Consider the following 16,572-nt stretch of genomic DNA (forward strand, 5'->3'; position numbering starts at 1 on the left):
GCTGACAGAAAAACGCTTGAAGTGTCTGAGGAAAATCCGTCGATTAGTTAGCAAGACAGACGGATAAAAAAATGCCGCCCGGGGTAGGCGGCGAGAGCGCGTCCAGTTGAAATCCCGTTAGGGTGAACGCGTGAGGAGACAACATTGAGGAGTATGGCAAACGCCCGCGCGGCGCTCAACCTCGATTCGGAAGCACACCATTTCATGGTCGTCGTGATTCCGTTCAGGCTGAAACCTCGTCGTCGCAAGGTTCATTGCTTGAGTAAGCGCTTCGGAACGATGTGCATCATCGTTGCGCTTTCAAACATATCTTTGCGTTTCTGAACGCGCGCAACGCCATGCGTTGGCTACACTGATAATCCGCTTCGTTTCCACGCTTCATTCATGCCTTGTCTGCTCGTTGATTCATTCGATTTCAAGCAGTATCCCGACGCGAACCACGCACTCAAGCACGCTTTGGAAATACGTGATTCCGGCGATTGGGCGTTGCTCGAGCACTTTTGTGCAAACGCGCTGCAGTGCTTTCCTGGCGATGTCGAACTGTCCTGGCAACTCAGTCATAGTCACTGGATGCGGCATGACTGCATAAAGGCCGAAGCGGTCATGCGCGATGCCGCAAGGCTGCATCCGGACAACGGTCTCGTCACGGGCGCGATCGCGATGTATCTGAACGAAGAGGCGCGTTATGAGGAAGCGGAAGCGCTTTACCGCCAGGCTATTGTGCAGAGTCCAAATGCGCCGCATCTCCCGATTGATCTAGCCGATCTCGAATTGCGTCGCGGCGCGTGGCGTGACGGCTGGACGCGCTTCGAACATCGTTTGACTAACCCGCATCATGGCGACAAGAGCGTCGTCACCCGCGTGGAACGTGAAGCGCCGCGCTGGCGCGGTGAATCGCTCGCGGGAAGGCGCGTGGTGGTGTATAGCGAGATCGGTCATGGCGACGATATTCAGTTCGTGCGTCTATATCCGCGATTCGCAGAGCTGGTGCGCGCGCACGGCGGCGAGCCGATGCTGGCTGTGCGCCATGTCCTTCACTCGCTCATCGAGCGTGTCGTGCCTGATTGCGTGCTGGTCGCGGAACATGCATTCAGCGGCTGCGATTACTCCATACCCATGATGAGCATGCCGTTCTGGCTAGGCTTGATGCCGGCGGAAATCGAGGGCCGCGCGTATCTGCATGCCGATGCGGAACGCGTTGCGGCGTGGCGCTGCTTGCTCGAAGAAGAAGGCGCCGATAACTTGCGTGTCGGCATCGTCGGGGCGGGCAGTCCGACGCATCGGCGCGATGGTCAACGCAGCATTCCCGTCGATGCGCTTGCGCCGCTTTGGCGTCTGTCGAACGTGACGTTTTATCCGGTTGCTCCCGGCCGCGATGACGATATCGCAAAGATGCGCGCGGCAGGTGCGTGTGTCGTCGAGGTTGCGCAGCGCTATCGAGACAATTTTCACGACTCCGCTGCATTGCTCACGGCGCTGGACGTATTGGTGACTATCGATAGTTCGCCCTTGCATCTCGGTGGCGCGCTTGGGCGGCCGGTGCTGGCGATGATCGATCTTGCATCGCACTGGTGTTGGGGAACCGGCGAGACGCAGCCGTGGTACGACTCGGTGCAACTGCTGCGTCAGCATGCGGCGGGCGACTGGCGGCCCGTTGTGGAACGCGTTGCAGATGAACTGGCGCAACGCGTCCGCATGCATCAAAGGACGGCGGGCAAATGAGTCGACCCGCCGTTGCCGCTCATGAGCACTCGTTGGCAGGCATGGGCCGCGCATAGCCGCGCTGGGCGGAATGGATGGTGGTCACGCACTGACCGTCTTGCGGTTCAAGCGCGCTGTCGATATCGCGCTTGACGCCGTCGTGCATCTTCATGCTGTAGCGACTCTCGCGGTGCGCTTCGGGCTGCTACGAAGAGGCAGATGAGATTGGCACGCGCTTCGGAAGGAAGCGAATGCGCGGCCATCAAAGTGCAGCAAGGACCATGGAATTGAAACCGAAAGCCTTTATTCGGTTGGCGCGGCCTCAGCGCTTCAACAGATAGTCCACGATTTTGTCGCACACGCGCCCGAACATTTGTGTGCCGGTGACGGTGCGGCAACCTTGCGCGCGCGCCGCTTCGATGAACGGCGTAAGCGGTGGCTTCGTGACGACATCGCCGACGAAAGTCTTTGCATCGAGCTTCGATACATCGATTGGCAGCGGATCGCCTTCGCGCATTCCGGCAGGCGAGGCATTCACGACGATGTCGAAGTTCTCCGCGCCCGAGTCGCTATCGACGCTCACGGCGCCGCGACCCAGACTCGCCAGACGCGAGGCGAGGGCTTTGGTGCGCGCGGCATCGAAATCGCGGACAGCGAGCGATGCGACGCCCGCATTTACCAACGCATGACCGATTGCCGATCCCGCGCCGCCCGCGCCGATTAGAAGCGCGCGTTTTCCTTGCGGATCGCAGCCTGCATCGCCAAGGGCCGCGACCATCGCGGCGCCATCGGACATGCCGCCGTGCCAGGAGCCGTCCGCGTTGCGTCTTAGCATGTTGGCCGCTCCGAGGAACGCGGATTCTTCCGCGAGCGACGCGCAAAAGCCAGCGGCGCTGAACTTGTGCGGCACGGTGATGATGACGCCATCGACGTTTTGCATCGGCGTGACGCCGGCGAAGAAAGCGGCGAGGTCGGCAGGTGCGACGTGAGCCGGGATCACGATTGCATCGTGTCCTGCCTTGCGCAAGGCGGCGGTCACGCCGGAGGGCGAACGTACCTGCGCAATGGGATCGCCGACGGTGAAGTAGAGGCGAGTTGCGCCGCTTAAGCCCGCATCGAGCGATGCGGAGAAGGATGTGTCCTGCGCCATGCTTTGAATGTCTCCTTTGTGCGCTTCGGTCGGTGGACGTTGCGCGGATGGGTGTCTTAGCTCAAAAGCGTTGATGAACTGTAGTCTAAATTGGAATTGGATTCAATCTTCTGTCTGCGTTGGCAACTAACGGTCTTTGATTTCGGCTTACTTGAAAGACGCAGAGTGAGTGGTCGGAGGAAGTGCCTCACGGCTCTCTGCGCCAGCGTGGGCAAAGTGCATGCAGTATGCAACTTGCGGGTATCTAAAATACAAATCCAATGCAAAACGAGTGTGAACGTGCCGAAGCCGAAGCCGAAGCCGAAGCCGGAGCCGGAGCCGGAGCCGGAGCCGGAGCCGGAGCCGAAGCCGAAGCCGAAGCCGAAGCCGAAGCCGAAGCCGAAGCCGAAGCCGAAGCCGAAGCCGAGCGCCGAGCGCCGAATGCCGAACGCCGAACGCCGAATGCCGAATGCCGCAGCCGCAGCCGCAGCCGCAGCCGCAGTCGCAGCCAGATGCTGAAGCCGAACTCCGAGCCCTGAGTCCTATGTGCCGAACGCGCCGCACCTCAAAGCGCCCCTGCTTCATGCGCCTCGGCACTCACCCCCGCAGCCGCAAGCGCCTCGTGCAGCGTCGCGAATACATTGGACTTGCCGATCACTTCCGTTAGTCCATGCCGATCCATGTCGAGCCGAAGAAACGGATTCACTCGTCCAAAGATCATCGCGATATCGTGATGCCGCACGCTTGCGACTAAATCGCTCAACGTGCGCGCGGCCGAGTAGTCCAGATCGGTGATCGCGCCGGCATCGACGACAAAATGACGTAGTTCAAGAGGCGCCGCATCGATCAACAGCTTCACTTCCGCCGCGAAGAGATGATCGTTCGCATAAAACAGATCGGCGCCGAACCGATACACGATCAAGCCAGGCGCGGTGACGACGCCGGGACGCGCCGGTACGAACTGCCATCGGCGGTCCGGCGCGACGGGCGCGAGTACCATCGTATGCGGACGATAGCTATGCCGCACATGCCGCATCAGCGACAACGCCACGGCAAGCAAGATGCCATGCTCGACCCCGATCAGAACGACCGCCGCCGCCGTGATCAGCGCCAGCGTGAACTCTCCCGGACTCTCGCGTCGAATGGCCTGCAGGCTTTGCACATTGACGAGCCCGACGGCGATAGTGAAGACGATCGCGGCAAGCACGCAATGCGGCAGGTACTGCAAAAAGCCGCTCAAAAACATCAAGACGACGACCACCACCGCCGCGAAGGTGAGTTGCGCGATCTGGCTGCGTGCGCCGGCGCGATCAGCCATCGCTGTCTGCGTCGGGCTGCCGTTGACCACGAAGGCGCCGCTGAACGCGGCAGCCGCATTCGCAGCGGCGAGGCCGAACAAGTCGCCGTTGGTATCGGCGGATTCGTGGTGCTGCTGTGCGAAGACACGCGCCGCGGCCGCGCTTTGCGCCACGATCATCACGAAGCACGACGCCGCCACGGGCACGAGATCGAGAAACTGCTGCCACGTGACGTGTGGCACGCGCAGCGGCGGCAATCCGCCTGCGACCGGGCCAAGTACCGCGATGCCGTGGGCCGCGAACCCGAACGTCTTGCTCGCGAGGATGCTGCCGATGACCGCGACGAGCGGTATCGGCACGCGCGGCCAGATACGTCTGAAGCCGAGTATCGCGACGATCACGAGTAACGAGAGAGCGAGCGTCGGCAAGTTCGCTTCGACGATATGGTCGACAACATACCAAAGCTGCGCAAGGCTGCGCGACGACGGCACCGGCACGGTCATGCCGAGGATATCGCCGAGCATGGCGATCGACACCTGTATGCCGACGCCCGCCAGGAAACCGGCCAGCACCGTGCGCGAAAGGAAATCGGCGAGAAAGCCGAGCCTGAAGAGCCGTGCGAGCAGCAACAACGCGGCAGTCAGCAGCGCGACCATGCTTGCCATTTCGACATATTCGGCGCTCGCCATCGGCGCGATGGTCGATACGCGGCTCGCGAAAATCGTGGCGGTGGCGGAATCCGCGGCCACCACGAGATGGCGCGATGCCCCAAACAACGCGAACGCGGCGAGCGGAATGAATGCGGTATACAAACCGGTAACCGCAGGCATGCCGGCAATGCGCGCATAGCCCAAGACTTGCGGGATATCCATCGATGCGAGCGAGAGCCCCGCAAGGATGTCGCGTCCCGCAGCGAGCCGGTCGATCGGCAAGATGCCTTTCAGGAAACGCGGCGGCACGGGAGGTCGCGGAGTTGAATCTTGCATGCGTTATACCGGTCGCGGGAAGAGCGCATCGTGCCCCATGACGGCCGCAATGCCAAGCGGCTTGATCACTCACGCCGAGCAATCTAAAAAGGTCTTTGCGCACGATCGGAAAATGGAATAGGATTCCAATATCAAAGACTGTTCTACAGCTAAAGGCAGCTTCGAGTCGCGTATAACTGCGATCCGAATCGGAAGGAGCGAGACAAAAATGATGGAGACGCTGGTTAGATCGAATACAAGCGGTCGCATGCGCGAGCTTGTTTGTCGGCTGTCTACGCGGCATCAAACGTCACCAGACAGCATGCGTTTGCTGCACGAGGACTCGTCGCCGCGTGCGCCGGCAAGCAATAGGCATCAACCCAGGCCTAGCGATGAAGCCTGACCCGGTACTGGAATGCGACGTCCTCGTGCTCGGTTCCGGTGCGGGCGGACTATCGACGGCCGTGACAGCGGCCACGCGCGGACTCTCCGTTTTGGTCTGCGAGAAGGAAGACGTCTTCGGCGGCACGACCGCGTGGTCGGGCGGCTGGATGTGGGTTCCGCGCAGTCCGCTTGCGACGCGCGCAGGAATGATCGAGGAAGCAGACGCGCCGCGAACATATCTGAAGGCCGAACTTGGCGCGCAATACGACGCGGCTAAAGTCGACGCGCTCATCGAACACGGTCCGCGCATGGTCGAGTTCTTCGAGACAAATACGTCGATGCGTTTCATCGATGGCAACCGCATTCCGGACTTTCATACCTCGCAAGGCGCGGGAACGGGTGGCCGCTCCGTGTGCGCCATGCCTTTCGATGGTCGCGAACTCGGGGCGCTCATCGACAAGCTGCGGCCACCGCTTCTCGATACGACGATCAACGGCATGGCGATCTCTCCAGGACAAGAGCTCACGCACTTTCTGAACGCCACGCGCTCGATGCGCTCCGCGTGGCATGTCACCAAACGCTTCGCCAAGTTCGCGCACGACAAGCTTCGCTATGGCAGATCGATGCATCTATTGAACGGCAATGCGCTCATTGCAAGACTCTTGAAGTCGGCGGCGGATCGTGGCGTCGATCTGCGCACGCGCGCTAAAGCGGTCGGTCTCTTGCGCGATGGCTATCGTGTGATCGGCGCTCATGTCGAGATCGAAGGCGTAAAGCATGAGGTCCATGCGCGACGCGGCGTGGTGCTCGCGTGCGGTGGTTATCCGCACGATGAAGCACGTCGCGCGGCTACGTTCGCTTATACGCCGACGGGCCGCGAACATTGGTCCGCGGCGCCGCGTTCCAACACCGGCGACGGCATTCGCATGGGCGAGGCCGCAGGCGCACACTTCAACGCAGCGCTCGAAAACCCCGCGGCTTGGGCGCCCGTTTCGCTCGTTCCGAAGCGCGATGGTCCGCATGTCGCGTTCGCGCATCTGATCGAACGCGGCAAGCCTGGTCTGATCGCGGTGACGCGTGCGGGAAAGCGCTTTGTGAACGAGGCGTCGTCGTACTACGACTTCATGTCCGCGTTGATGGACATCACACCCGCAGGCGATGAAGTGTGCGCGTGGCTCGTCTGCGATCATCGTTTTCTGCGACGCTATGGCCTTGGTGCCGCGAAGCCGTTTCCGTTCCCGTTGCGCGCGCACGAACGCTCGGGCTATCTGAGAAGCGCTCCCACGCTCGAAGCGCTCGCGCGAGTTTGCGGCATCGAGCCAACTGGCTTCATCGAAACCATCGCGGCGTATAACCACTACGCTCGCGACGGCTTAGATCCGCAATTTCATCGAGGCTCGACACCCTACAACCGCATGCAGGGCGATGCATCGCATAAGCCGAATCCATGCGTTGCACCTATTGCCGATGGCCCGTATCACGCAGTGAAAGTGCTGCCCGGCAGCCTCGGTACATTCGCCGGCCTCGCTACCGATTCGACCGCCCGCGTGCTGGACGAAGCGCACATGCCGATTGCCGGCCTCTACGCAGTTGGCAACGATGCCGCGAGCATGATGGGCGGCCACTATCCCGCAGGCGGCATCACGCTCGGTCCGGCGATGACCTTCGGTTATCTCGCGGGCCACGCACTTGCAGATCAAAGCGATGACAGCAGTGAACGCGAAGCGCATCGCATCGAAACCATGACCACTCTCTCTCAGTTCAATCAGGCAAGGACATTTCAATGACCCTGTACGACACAGTCACACTCACCGTGAAGATCGGCACGAATGCGCAGGTCTTCGAAAACATCAAGTCGAGCGGCGAGCAAGCAGGCGCGCGCTTGCTCGGATGCTGGTATTCCGATATCGGTGCCTTGGGCAAGGTGATGGTCTTGCGCGGCTACGCTTCCGAAGCGGCACTGATCGATGAACGCAGGCGCCTTCTGCTCGAAGGCAATCCGTTCGGTTGCGGCGAATTCATTACGGATGTCGAAATAAATAGCTATGCGCTCTTTCCATTCCTGCCGCCGATCGAGCCTGCCGAACACAATGGCATCTATGAAATGCGCGTCTACGGCACGAAGCTCGCGAGCCTGCAGCACACCATCGACGCGTGGCAGAACGCCTTGCCCGAACGCACGAAGCGTTCGCCGTTGATCGGTGCAATGTACGCGCTCGATGGCACCGTGCCGCGTTTTCTGAACATCTGGCCGTACAAGAGCGTGGATGAACGCTCGCGTATTCGCGCGGAATCGGTGAAGGATGGCGTATGGCCGCCGAAGGGCGGACCCGCGCATCTGACGACGATGGAATCGACCATCTATGTGCCCGCACCGTTCTCGCCACTGCGCTAAGGAAAACCATATGTCCACACGAAAACTTTCGCTCTCAGCTTTGACCGTGCTCGAATTGACGCCGCCGCAGATGGTCGAATGCGCGGCGAACGCCGGCTATGACTATGTCGGCCTGCGCCTTCTTCCGGCGACCGATACCGAAGTGCGGCACGACATCATCGGCGATACACCGCTCGTGCGCGAGACGCTCGCGGCGTTGAAGGACACCGGCATTGGCGTGCTCGACACGGAAATTCTCCGTCTCAAACCCGACACCGATGTAACCGCATACGAGCCGATGCTTGCGACCGCCGCCGAACTTGGCGCGCGCTATGTGCTCGTCGCGGGCAACGATCCCGACGAGTCGCGCACCGCCGAGCGTCTCGCGCAGTTGTGCGATCTGGCGCGTCCCTATGGCCTCTCGCCATCGCTTGAACCGATGCCGTGGACCGACGCGAAGGACATCGTGCAAGCCGCGCGCATCGTGAAGGCGGCGGAACGCAACAACACTGGGCTGATCATCGATCCGCTTCACTTCGACCGCGCGGGGTCGTCGACCCGGACGCTGAGTGAGTTGCCGCGCGAGTATTTCGGCCATGTGCAGTTCTGCGACGCGCCCGCCGAGCGCCCGACCGACCTCGAAACACTACTTTTCCAGGCGCGCTGCGAGCGGATGATTCCGGGTGAAGGCGGTATCGACTTGGCTGGCATTTTGCATGCACTGCCGGAAGACTTGCCGCTTTCACTCGAAATACCGACGCAACAGTGGGCCAAGACCGCCAACGCGCTCGAGCGCGCGAAGCGCATGCGCGAAGCGACGCTTGCCTTGCTTGACGAGGTTTATGCCGGGCATTGAACGATGGCGGTTGAATTCCGAGGTGGAATCATGTTCAAATTCCGAATCGGAACTTCGAGGTAACGAAACATGGCAGGAAATCTTGAGCGCGCGTTGTCCATCATCGAACTGCTGGCGAAGAACGGCGGACGCATGCCGCTTGCCGCCATCGCGGATACCTTGAGCATTCCCCGCAGCGGCACGCATCGTCTGCTCGCGATGTTGATCGACGAAGGCTACGTGCGCCAGGACGAGGATCACGGCGAGTACATGCTCGCGCTGAAGCTCGTGTCGCTTGCGCTGATCTATCTTTCGACGGGCGGCGTGCTCGATGTGTCGCAACCGGTGCTCGACCGCCTCGCGGCGGCGTCGGGCGAACTGGCGCGGCTTGGCGTGGTGGAGGACGATCACATCACCTTCGTCGGCAAGGCGCAGGGCGCGAAGTCCGGGCTGCGCTACGATCCGGACATGGGCAGCCAGCCGCCCTTGCATTGCACGGCAAGCGGACAGGCGTGGTTGTCGTCGCTGACCGATGAGGAAGCGCTCGAACTCGTGTCGAAGCAAGGCGGACTCGGCAAGCCCGGACAAGGCGGTCCGAAGGCGCCGAAGACGATTCAGCAGTTCCTGACCGACTTGCGCGCGGCGCGCGAACGCGGTTACGGCATCGCGAGCGAAACCTACGAAGCCGGCATGACGTCGATGGCCGCGCCGATTCATCATCCGATGACGGGCGTGGTCGTGGGTGTCGTCAGTCTCGCGGGTCCGACGAGCCGTTTGCCGGAAACGCGTCTGAAAGAGCTTGCGCCCGCGCTGCTCGAAGCGGCATCCGATATGAGCGCGGCAACCTTGAGCTCGCCTTATTTCAAGCGGCCGTTGACTCAAGCTCCGGTCGTTACCGAAGCGCCGGCGCCTGCTGGCAGGAAGCGGGCAAAAAGCGCTCTCGTTCAATAAGCGCAACGGCCGTCGCGCGCGTCGCGCTTGCACTATGCTGTGCACATCAGCGCTTGCGAGGCCGATCATGAATGCCGCGTCCGTCACAGCTTCTTTGCGCGAAATCGACGACTTGCCTTCGCCGCGCGGCTTGCCGCTCGCGGGTAATCTCTTTCAATTGCCGCCGTCGACTCATCATTTGACGCTCGAGCGATGGGCGAAGGAACTGGGCACGCCGTATCGCTTCAAGCTCGGCCGCGTGCCTATTGTCGTGTGGTCGGATTTCGAGCTGTCGCAAGCGGTTTTGCGTGAACGTCCGCATCGTTATCGGCGTTACGGTCCGCTCGAAACCTTGTTCGATGAAGTCGGCTGCAACGGTCTCTTTTCCATCGAAGGCGAAGCGTGGGGGCCGCAGCGTCGGCTCGTGATGCAGGCGCTGTCCGTGCCGCATATCAAGGCGTTTTATCCGACGCTGGCCGCGATCACCGAGCGTTTGCGGCGGCGCTGGGAGTCAGCCGCGCGCGAGGGACGTATCGTCGAGATGAACGACGATTTGAAGCGCTATACCGTCGATGTCACGAGCGCGCTCGCATTCGGCGAAGACCCGAACACGCTGGAAAAAGAACGCGGCGTCATCCAGGAACATCTCTCGCAGCTTCTGCCGATGATCATGACGCGCCTCTCCACGCCGTTTCCCTACTGGCGCTATATGCGGCTGCCGAGCGACCGCCGATTCGATCGTGCGATGGCCGAAGTGCATCGCTATGTGCGTGGCTTGATGTCGAGATCGCGCGAGCGCATGCGTGACGAGGCATCTGCACTCGAGCCGCGCAATTTGCTCGAAGCGATGCTCGCGCTGCGTGACGCGCCCGAGTCCGGCCTCACCGATGACGAAGTCGCCGCCAACGTCATGACGATGCTCGTCGCGGGCGAAGACACGACGGTGGCATCGCTCGCATGGGGACTCCTGTTCCTCGGCGGCGATGAAGCCTTGCAGACGCGCATCGCGACGCATGCAAAATGCACGTTCGGCGACGCGCGCGTTTGTCCGAATTATCAGGCAATGCGCGAACTCGATCTATGCGAGGCCGTCTGCACGGAGGCGAGCCGACTGCATCCGGTGGCGCCGTATTTGTCGCTGGAACCGCTGGAGGAAGTGGAGTTGCAGGGCGTGCGGCTACCCGCGGGCACCAAGCTCTTTTTTCTAAATCGTCCCGCGATGCTTGACGAAACCCACTTCAGCGATCCCGCGCGCTACGATCCGGATCGCTGGCTGCGCGAGCATCGGCTGCAGGCGGGCGAGCACGCAAATCAGGGGACGCATGATCCACGCGCTTATCTGCAATTCGGCGCGGGGCCGCGCGTGTGTCCGGGACGGCATCTGGCAGCGGTCGAAATGCGGCTCGTCATTTCGATGCTCACGGCGAATTTCACGGCGCGCCTGGCTCAGGATGCCGCCGATATTCACGAGGTCTGCAACTTCACGGTGGTGCCGAATCGCATGCCGATGCGGCTCGCTTTGCGGCCCGCCTGAACCGCGTCATCGTTCATTGAACGTCGGCGGCACCGGTTGCCATCCACAGAACTTCGGCATCTTCCGCGCTGGTCGATATCGCCGCGTGGCCCGTGCGGCTGTCGAAATAGATGCTGTCGCCCGCATTCAGATGCGTCGGCGCATAGAGTTCCGAGTAGAGGCATACGCTACCGCTGATCACGTACAAAAACTCTTCGCCTTCGTGACGGCCCCAGTCGTCGAAGGCATCCAGTGTATGCGCCGAGATGCGGATGCGAAACGGCAGCATCGCCTTGTGCGCGAGTTCAGTCGCCAGCAATTCCATCTGATAACCGCGATACGCGTGCCTTTGCCCTTCGTCGCGTCGCGTGAGTGCGCGCCGGCCGCTTGCGCTGGCAGCGGGCGCGCTGCCGAACAGTTCCGCGAGATCGATCTGCAGGCCGCGTACTATCTTCTGCAAGACATCGAAAGTCGGCGACATCAAGCCGTTCTCGATCTTCGACAACGCCGAGCGCGACACGCCGCATAGCCGGCTCGCGGTTTCCAGCGTGAGATTCTGAGCGGTGCGAGCGTGCTTTACCCGTCGTCCGAGATCGGCTGCGGATTGCTCAGTCGAATTTTTGGCGGGCAAAGTGGACATGGAGGGTCAAAGGTGGTTTGTTTCCGATAATACCATCGACTTTTCGGGCGTTCGCATTCGGTATGCAAACCGAGACTGGTGAGAACCCCAATATTGACAGCGTTGTGAGCATCGGAGGCTGCGCGTATAGTTTCCGAACTTGACCGTTGTTTCGCATCGGAAACGGCGAAGCTAATTTTGTATGCAAAAGGAGTTCACTGTGGACGCCAAGACCATTCTCTCCGACCTCGGTATCGCAGGCATCGCGAACGAGGGCGACATGACTGTCACTTCGCCCATCAGCGGCGAAATCATCGGACGCGTGAAACGCCATACTTCCGCCGATGTCGATACCGCGCTTGCGCAAGCCCGCAGCGCATTTGCCGTGTGGCGCAACGTTCCGGCGCCGCGACGTGGCGAGCTGGTGCGTTTGCTCGGCAATCGCCTGCGCGAAAAGAAGGCTGCGCTCGGCCGGCTCGTCGCGCTCGAAGCGGGCAAGATCCTGCAAGAGGGCCTGGGCGAAGTGCAGGAAATGATCGACATTTGCGACTTCGCCGTCGGCCTTTCGCGGCAACTGTATGGCCTGACGATCGCCTCCGAGCGGCCCGGTCATCGAATGGCGGAAACGTGGCATCCGTTCGGCGTCTGCACGATCATTTCTGCATTCAATTTTCCGGTCGCGGTGTGGTCGTGGAACGCGGCGCTTGCGCTCGTGTGCGGCAATGCGGTCGTGTGGAAGCCGTCGGAAAAGACGCCGCTTACCGCGCTCGCCGTCGATCGCATCATGCGCGATGTACTCGACGAGTTCGGCACCGCGCCGGCCGGCCTGGCATCGGTTCTGATCGGCGACCGTGAAGTGGGCGCGAAGCTCGTCGCGGACAAACGCTCCGATATCGTCAGCGCGACCGGCAGCACGGAAATGGGCCGCGCGGTGGGCGTGGAAGTGGCGCGCCGTTTCGGGCGCTCCATCCTCGAACTTGGCGGCAACAACGCGGGCATCGTTTCGCAGACGGCCAATCGTGACCTCGCGCTGCGCGGCATTCTGTTTTCGGCGGTCGGCACGGCGGGGCAGCGCTGCACGTCGCTGCGGCGTCTTTTCGTCCATGAGAGCATCTATGACGAAACCGTCGCTCGCCTCAAGGATTTGTATGCAAAAGTCCCGGTCGGCAATCCGTTGAACGACGGCGTGTTGATGGGACCGCTCATCGACGTGCAGGCTTTCGCGCGCATGCAGGACGCGCTGGAGCAGGCGAAGGGCGAGGGCGGCAAGGTGTTCGGCGGCGAACGCGTGAGCGTGACGGGTAACGAGAATGGCTATTACGTGCGTCCCGCGCTCGTCGAAATGCCCGCACAAAGCGAAGTCGTGCTGAAGGAAACCTTCGCGCCCATTCTCTATGTGATGCGCTACACCGATTTCGATGACGCCATCGCCGCGAACAACGCCGCCGCGCACGGCTTGTCCTCATGCGCCTTCACGACGGATCTGCGCGAGGCGGAGCGCTTTCTGTCGGCATCGGGCAGCGATTGCGGCATCGCCAATATCAACATCGGGCCGAGTGGCGCGGAGATCGGCGGCGCGTTCGGCGGCGAAAAGGAAACCGGCGGCGGACGCGAATCCGGCTCGGACGCTTGGAAGGCCTACATGCGGCGCGCGACCAACACGATCAACTATTCGTCGGAATTGCCGCTTGCACAGGGCATCGACTTCAATCTCGGCTAGTCCTTAAACGGAGGCGGCGTGGTGTCCAAGGTTGTGATCGTTGGCGGCGGCGTGATCGGCAGTTCGACCGCGTACTTTCTTCGCTTGATGGATCCAGACGTGCAAGTCACGGTGATCGAGCGCGATCCGACTTACGCGCGCTCGTCGTCGGCGTTGTCGGCGGCGTCGATCAGACAGCAATTCTCGACGCCGCTTTCCGTGCGTATGTCGTTGTTCGGTATCGAGTTCTTACGGTCGATTGGCGAGCGGCTCGAAGTGAACGGCGAACGGCCTTCGGTCGATCTGCACGAAGGCGGCTATCTCTTTCTAGCGACGCCGCCGGGCCTGTCCACGCTGCAAGAGAACCATGCGCTGCAACGCGAACTCGGCGCGGATATCACCTTGCTCGATCCCGCTTCCCTGCGCGCGCGCTTCCCCTGGTTGAATACAAAAGACCTTGCGGCGGGTGCGTTCGGCGAGACCGGCGAAGGCTGGTTCGACGGCTATGGTCTCGTCCAGGCGCTACGACGCAAGGCTCAGGCCCTGGGCGCGCGTTACGTGGCGGCCGAAGTGACGGATATTGAATGCCAAGGCGGCCAGGCGAAGCGCGTGCTTGCCTCGAACGGCGAAGCGTTCGCATGCGATGTCGTCGTCAACGCGGCGGGCGCTTGGTCGCGCCGGATTGCGGCAATGCTCGACATCGATATTCCGGTGCACGCGCGGCGGCGCAGCATTTTCAACGTATCGTCGCCTGCGGTGCTCGAAGGCTGTCCATTGTTGATTGATCCAAGTGGCGTCTACTTTCGCCCTGAGGGACGCACGTTTATCTGCGGCACATCGCCTTCGGCGGACAACGATCCGGACGACCTGCCGCTCGATGAAGTCGATCACGCGCTTTTCGACGATGTCATTTGGCCGACGCTTGCGCACCGCGTTCCGGGATTCGAAGCGCTGCGCGTGGAACGATGCTGGTCTGGGTATTATGAATACAACGTGTTTGACCGTAATGCGATCATCGGGGCCCACCCGCACATCGAGAATTGCCTTTTTGCCAATGGGTTTAGCGGACACGGCTTGCAACAAGGACCCGCAACGGGACGGGGCTTGAGCGAACTTATCTTGCATGGAAAATACATCACGCTGGATTTATCTTCGCTCGATTGGGCGCGCGTGTTGACCGGCCGGCCGATCATTGAAAAAAACGTGGTTTGAAAAAGCTATATGCAGTCCAGTTGCATAAACCAGTATGGCTGCATTACCGTCTGCAAAAGCAGGCGCTAATATGGCCGTAAGAGAAATTAGCAGATTGCTGTCAACGACATGGGCACGCGATAAATAGCAATTTTTTCGAGCAAGTCACAAAAATGCCGTTCGTCCATTAATGAAATCCACTAGGGCCAATAGACGCCGATAAGCGCATGCTTAAACCGTCAGACGCAACTTGCGTTTTTAGTACGGAGACAAGACATGGAAGCCTATATGAGCGCCCGGCTCGCACAATGGCTGGAAGACGAAGCCGACACCGCGTCGGCAACAACTGCCCCGGTGTGTCACAAGTCCAGCCAGGTCAGCGGCGCACCACAGTATGTTGCGGAAATCTGCGGTCGTTTTGCAGGCGAGAAAACCGAAGAGGAACAAAAATCCTGCGTGATTCGCGGATATAACTGATCATTTTCTTTTCCGATTCGTTGCGCGTGCGACACGCTTTACGGCACGCGTAGCGCAACTCTGCCCGATAGAAAAAGCCATTCACGCGAGAAAAGGATTTTGCTTATGATCGCTTCAGGTCATTAAGCTTCCACGATTAACGCGCATCAATCGGCGCTGGAAAATTATTTCCATTGCAAGCTAAAAAATCGCGGTCGACGCATTTTGGCAATGTGGCGTCGCGTGAGAACGTGGAGCGAGTTTTTTTGATCGCCTACGCTGACGCTTGTGAATGGAGAATTCCAATGAAAGATATCGGGGAGCGGCAAGATTTGACCGCTCGGCAACCGCATGTTTTGCGAGCGTGTCATGAGCGGCGGTGACGATCCCGGGCCACTGGAACTGATGTCGCCGCCCGCCCCGCGCATGCGCGACAGACCAGCCGACTTGCCGCCGGTCGCGTTCGAGCTGCCTGTCACGCCACCGTTCGAACCGCCGTCAGGCAAGCGCTCGCTTCAAGATCTCGTGGCGGACGCGGATCGTCTGCGCCGTGCGGTTGCGGCGTCGGCGTGCGTGGTCGTTGCATGGTCGATATTCGAGGCGCCTTGGGAAATCGACGCCAACAGCAGCACGGAGGAGATTGCCGGCGTCATCTTTTCGAAGGCGATGCTCGGCGCTATCGCAGCCTTTGCGCTTGCCGGACGCAAGTCGGCGCGCTATCTGCTGCTCTTTGTATGCTTGACGAGCGTGCTGGCCATCGTGCCTGACTTGCCTGCCGAATTCATTCACGCGCCATGGCTGGCGTTCTTATCGAGCGTCGAGTCATTGGCAAAGCTCGCGACTTTTGCCATGCTCGCGTGGTATCTCAAGCTCGTCAGCCGAATCGACGCTTTGCGCGCAGTTGCGCCGACCAAATGAAGGCCTAAGACTAGAACGACCTCTTCAAAACCCGCCTCGCGCGGGTTTTTTGATGTGCGCGAGAAACCCAACGTGGCGGCACGTTGCGCGCCTCGATGGCACAATCGAATGCAATATTCCAAACCCGCGCAGCACCCGCAAGCATCGACGATGCAAGGAGATCCGCAAACGTGGCGAACCTGGATCTGGACAATCCGTTTCTCGAAGCGCTTGGCGCGACCCTTACGGCATGGCGCGCCGGGTATGCAGAATTCAATATGCCAATTCACGCGGGGCATTTGAACCGTCAACGTATTCTTCAGGGCGGCGCGATCGCTACCTTGCTCGACGCCGCCTGCGGTTACGCGGGTCTTTTCACGAGCGGTTCCACGCCCATCCACGGGTTCACGCTTTCGCTCACGGTCAACTATCTGGATCGAGGTATTGGCGACAAGGTGGTCGCCAAAGGATTCCTTGAGCGACAAGGCCGCTCGGTTTACTTTGCGCGCGGCGAAGCGTGGATAGACGAGCGCGTGATGATCGCGAGCGCGCAAGGCACGTTCAAGTACGCGCGCTGAAGC

The 16,572-nt window shown here is 60.9% G+C and carries 16 protein-coding genes; 12 read left to right on the forward strand and 4 right to left on the reverse strand.

Annotated elements, in window-relative coordinates; all coding sequences use genetic code 11:
* The first annotated feature begins 384 nt into the window (after positions 1-384).
* Positions 385-1,722 carry a hypothetical protein gene (locus ACYQ47_RS02415; RefSeq protein WP_459904355.1) on the forward strand — a complete coding sequence of 446 codons (1,338 nt, stop codon included), beginning with the start codon at positions 385-387 and terminating at the stop codon, positions 1,720-1,722.
* A 19-nt stretch (positions 1,723-1,741) separates the two neighbouring features.
* Here ACYQ47_RS02415 and ACYQ47_RS02420 read toward each other — a convergent pair whose 3' ends face one another.
* Positions 1,742-1,873 (reverse strand): hypothetical protein, encoded by a 132-nt coding sequence (locus ACYQ47_RS02420; protein WP_255784607.1) that lies wholly within the window; start codon positions 1,871-1,873, stop codon positions 1,742-1,744.
* Positions 1,874-2,023: 150 nt separating this feature from the next.
* Positions 2,024-2,851: a shikimate dehydrogenase family protein gene (locus ACYQ47_RS02425; RefSeq protein WP_459904356.1), complete on the reverse strand. Its 828-nt coding sequence runs from the start codon at positions 2,849-2,851 to the stop codon at positions 2,024-2,026.
* A gap of 260 nt (positions 2,852-3,111) precedes the next feature.
* Between ACYQ47_RS02425 and ACYQ47_RS02430 the strand changes: the two genes are divergently transcribed.
* Positions 3,112-3,369 carry a hypothetical protein gene (locus ACYQ47_RS02430; RefSeq protein WP_459904357.1) on the forward strand — a complete coding sequence of 86 codons (258 nt, stop codon included), beginning with the start codon at positions 3,112-3,114 and terminating at the stop codon, positions 3,367-3,369.
* A gap of 26 nt (positions 3,370-3,395) precedes the next feature.
* Here ACYQ47_RS02430 and ACYQ47_RS02435 read toward each other — a convergent pair whose 3' ends face one another.
* Positions 3,396-5,114, reverse strand: coding sequence for a SulP family inorganic anion transporter (locus ACYQ47_RS02435; RefSeq protein WP_459904358.1), 1,719 nt, complete (start codon positions 5,112-5,114; stop codon positions 3,396-3,398).
* A gap of 371 nt (positions 5,115-5,485) precedes the next feature.
* On the opposite strand from ACYQ47_RS02435, the gene ACYQ47_RS02440 reads away from it, so the two are divergent.
* The 5 genes from ACYQ47_RS02440 (at position 5,486) to ACYQ47_RS02460 (ending at position 11,150) form a co-directional block, all read left to right on the forward strand.
* Positions 5,486-7,264, forward strand: a complete 1,779-nt coding sequence (locus ACYQ47_RS02440; protein WP_459904359.1) for an FAD-dependent oxidoreductase — start codon at positions 5,486-5,488, stop codon at positions 7,262-7,264.
* The gene (locus ACYQ47_RS02445) at positions 7,261-7,872 is read left to right on the forward strand and encodes an NIPSNAP family protein (protein WP_244828366.1); all 612 of its coding nucleotides are present in this window, start codon (positions 7,261-7,263) and stop codon (positions 7,870-7,872) included. Before ACYQ47_RS02440 ends, ACYQ47_RS02445 begins: the two co-directional genes overlap by 4 nt.
* Positions 7,873-7,882: 10 nt before the next feature.
* Positions 7,883-8,707: a sugar phosphate isomerase/epimerase family protein gene (locus tag ACYQ47_RS02450; RefSeq protein WP_459904360.1), complete on the forward strand. Its 825-nt coding sequence runs from the start codon at positions 7,883-7,885 to the stop codon at positions 8,705-8,707.
* Between the two features lie 69 nt (positions 8,708-8,776).
* A complete protein-coding gene (locus ACYQ47_RS02455) occupies positions 8,777-9,637 on the forward strand; it encodes an IclR family transcriptional regulator (RefSeq protein ID WP_459904361.1) in 861 nt (286 codons plus the stop codon).
* Between the two features lie 67 nt (positions 9,638-9,704).
* On the forward strand, positions 9,705-11,150 hold the full coding sequence (locus ACYQ47_RS02460) for a cytochrome P450 (RefSeq protein WP_459904362.1): 1,446 nt from the start codon (positions 9,705-9,707) through the stop codon (positions 11,148-11,150).
* Positions 11,151-11,163: 13 nt separating this feature from the next.
* On the opposite strand, the gene ACYQ47_RS02465 is transcribed toward ACYQ47_RS02460, so the two are convergent.
* Entirely contained in the window at positions 11,164-11,769 is a 606-nt protein-coding gene (locus tag ACYQ47_RS02465) for a helix-turn-helix domain-containing protein (RefSeq protein WP_250493287.1), read from the reverse strand.
* Positions 11,770-11,968: 199 nt separating this feature from the next.
* Here ACYQ47_RS02465 and amaB point away from each other — a divergent pair, with 199 nt between their 5' ends.
* From amaB to ACYQ47_RS02490, 5 genes are all read left to right on the forward strand, one after another.
* Positions 11,969-13,468, forward strand: a complete 1,500-nt coding sequence (gene amaB / locus ACYQ47_RS02470) for an L-piperidine-6-carboxylate dehydrogenase (protein ID WP_244828359.1) — start codon at positions 11,969-11,971, stop codon at positions 13,466-13,468.
* A gap of 18 nt (positions 13,469-13,486) precedes the next feature.
* Complete coding sequence (locus tag ACYQ47_RS02475; protein WP_459904363.1) at positions 13,487-14,659, forward strand: NAD(P)/FAD-dependent oxidoreductase; 1,173 nt, start codon at positions 13,487-13,489, stop codon at positions 14,657-14,659.
* Between the two features lie 255 nt (positions 14,660-14,914).
* Entirely contained in the window at positions 14,915-15,115 is a 201-nt protein-coding gene (locus tag ACYQ47_RS02480) for a hypothetical protein (RefSeq protein ID WP_244828357.1), read from the forward strand.
* Positions 15,116-15,463: 348 nt separating this feature from the next.
* The gene (locus ACYQ47_RS02485) at positions 15,464-16,012 is read left to right on the forward strand and encodes a hypothetical protein (RefSeq protein ID WP_250509971.1); all 549 of its coding nucleotides are present in this window, start codon (positions 15,464-15,466) and stop codon (positions 16,010-16,012) included.
* Between the two features lie 170 nt (positions 16,013-16,182).
* Entirely contained in the window at positions 16,183-16,569 is a 387-nt protein-coding gene (locus ACYQ47_RS02490) for a PaaI family thioesterase (protein WP_250466828.1), read from the forward strand.
* The last annotated feature ends 3 nt before the right edge of the window (positions 16,570-16,572 follow it).

The sequence above is a fragment of the Caballeronia sp. HLA56 genome (genome assembly GCF_054655155.1).

Bases quoted from the DNA above. Each gene is read 5' to 3' on its own strand.
- ACYQ47_RS02455 (WP_459904361.1), top strand. From the start codon at position 8,777: ATGGCAGGAAATCTTGAGCGCGCGTTGTCCATCATCGAACTGCTGGCG.
- ACYQ47_RS02485 (WP_250509971.1), top strand. From the start codon at position 15,464: ATGAGCGGCGGTGACGATCCCGGGCCACTGGAACTGATGTCGCCGCCC.
- ACYQ47_RS02425 (WP_459904356.1), bottom strand. From the start codon at position 2,851: ATGGCGCAGGACACATCCTTCTCCGCATCGCTCGATGCGGGCTTAAGC.
- ACYQ47_RS02420 (WP_255784607.1), bottom strand. From the start codon at position 1,873: ATGAAGATGCACGACGGCGTCAAGCGCGATATCGACAGCGCGCTTGAA.
- ACYQ47_RS02415 (WP_459904355.1), top strand. From the start codon at position 385: ATGCCTTGTCTGCTCGTTGATTCATTCGATTTCAAGCAGTATCCCGAC.
- ACYQ47_RS02450 (WP_459904360.1), top strand. From the start codon at position 7,883: ATGTCCACACGAAAACTTTCGCTCTCAGCTTTGACCGTGCTCGAATTG.
- ACYQ47_RS02430 (WP_459904357.1), top strand. From the start codon at position 3,112: ATGCAAAACGAGTGTGAACGTGCCGAAGCCGAAGCCGAAGCCGAAGCC.
- ACYQ47_RS02480 (WP_244828357.1), top strand. From the start codon at position 14,915: ATGGAAGCCTATATGAGCGCCCGGCTCGCACAATGGCTGGAAGACGAA.
- ACYQ47_RS02465 (WP_250493287.1), bottom strand. From the start codon at position 11,769: ATGTCCACTTTGCCCGCCAAAAATTCGACTGAGCAATCCGCAGCCGAT.
- ACYQ47_RS02445 (WP_244828366.1), top strand. From the start codon at position 7,261: ATGACCCTGTACGACACAGTCACACTCACCGTGAAGATCGGCACGAAT.
- ACYQ47_RS02440 (WP_459904359.1), top strand. From the start codon at position 5,486: ATGAAGCCTGACCCGGTACTGGAATGCGACGTCCTCGTGCTCGGTTCC.
- ACYQ47_RS02435 (WP_459904358.1), bottom strand. From the start codon at position 5,114: ATGCAAGATTCAACTCCGCGACCTCCCGTGCCGCCGCGTTTCCTGAAA.
- ACYQ47_RS02460 (WP_459904362.1), top strand. From the start codon at position 9,705: ATGAATGCCGCGTCCGTCACAGCTTCTTTGCGCGAAATCGACGACTTG.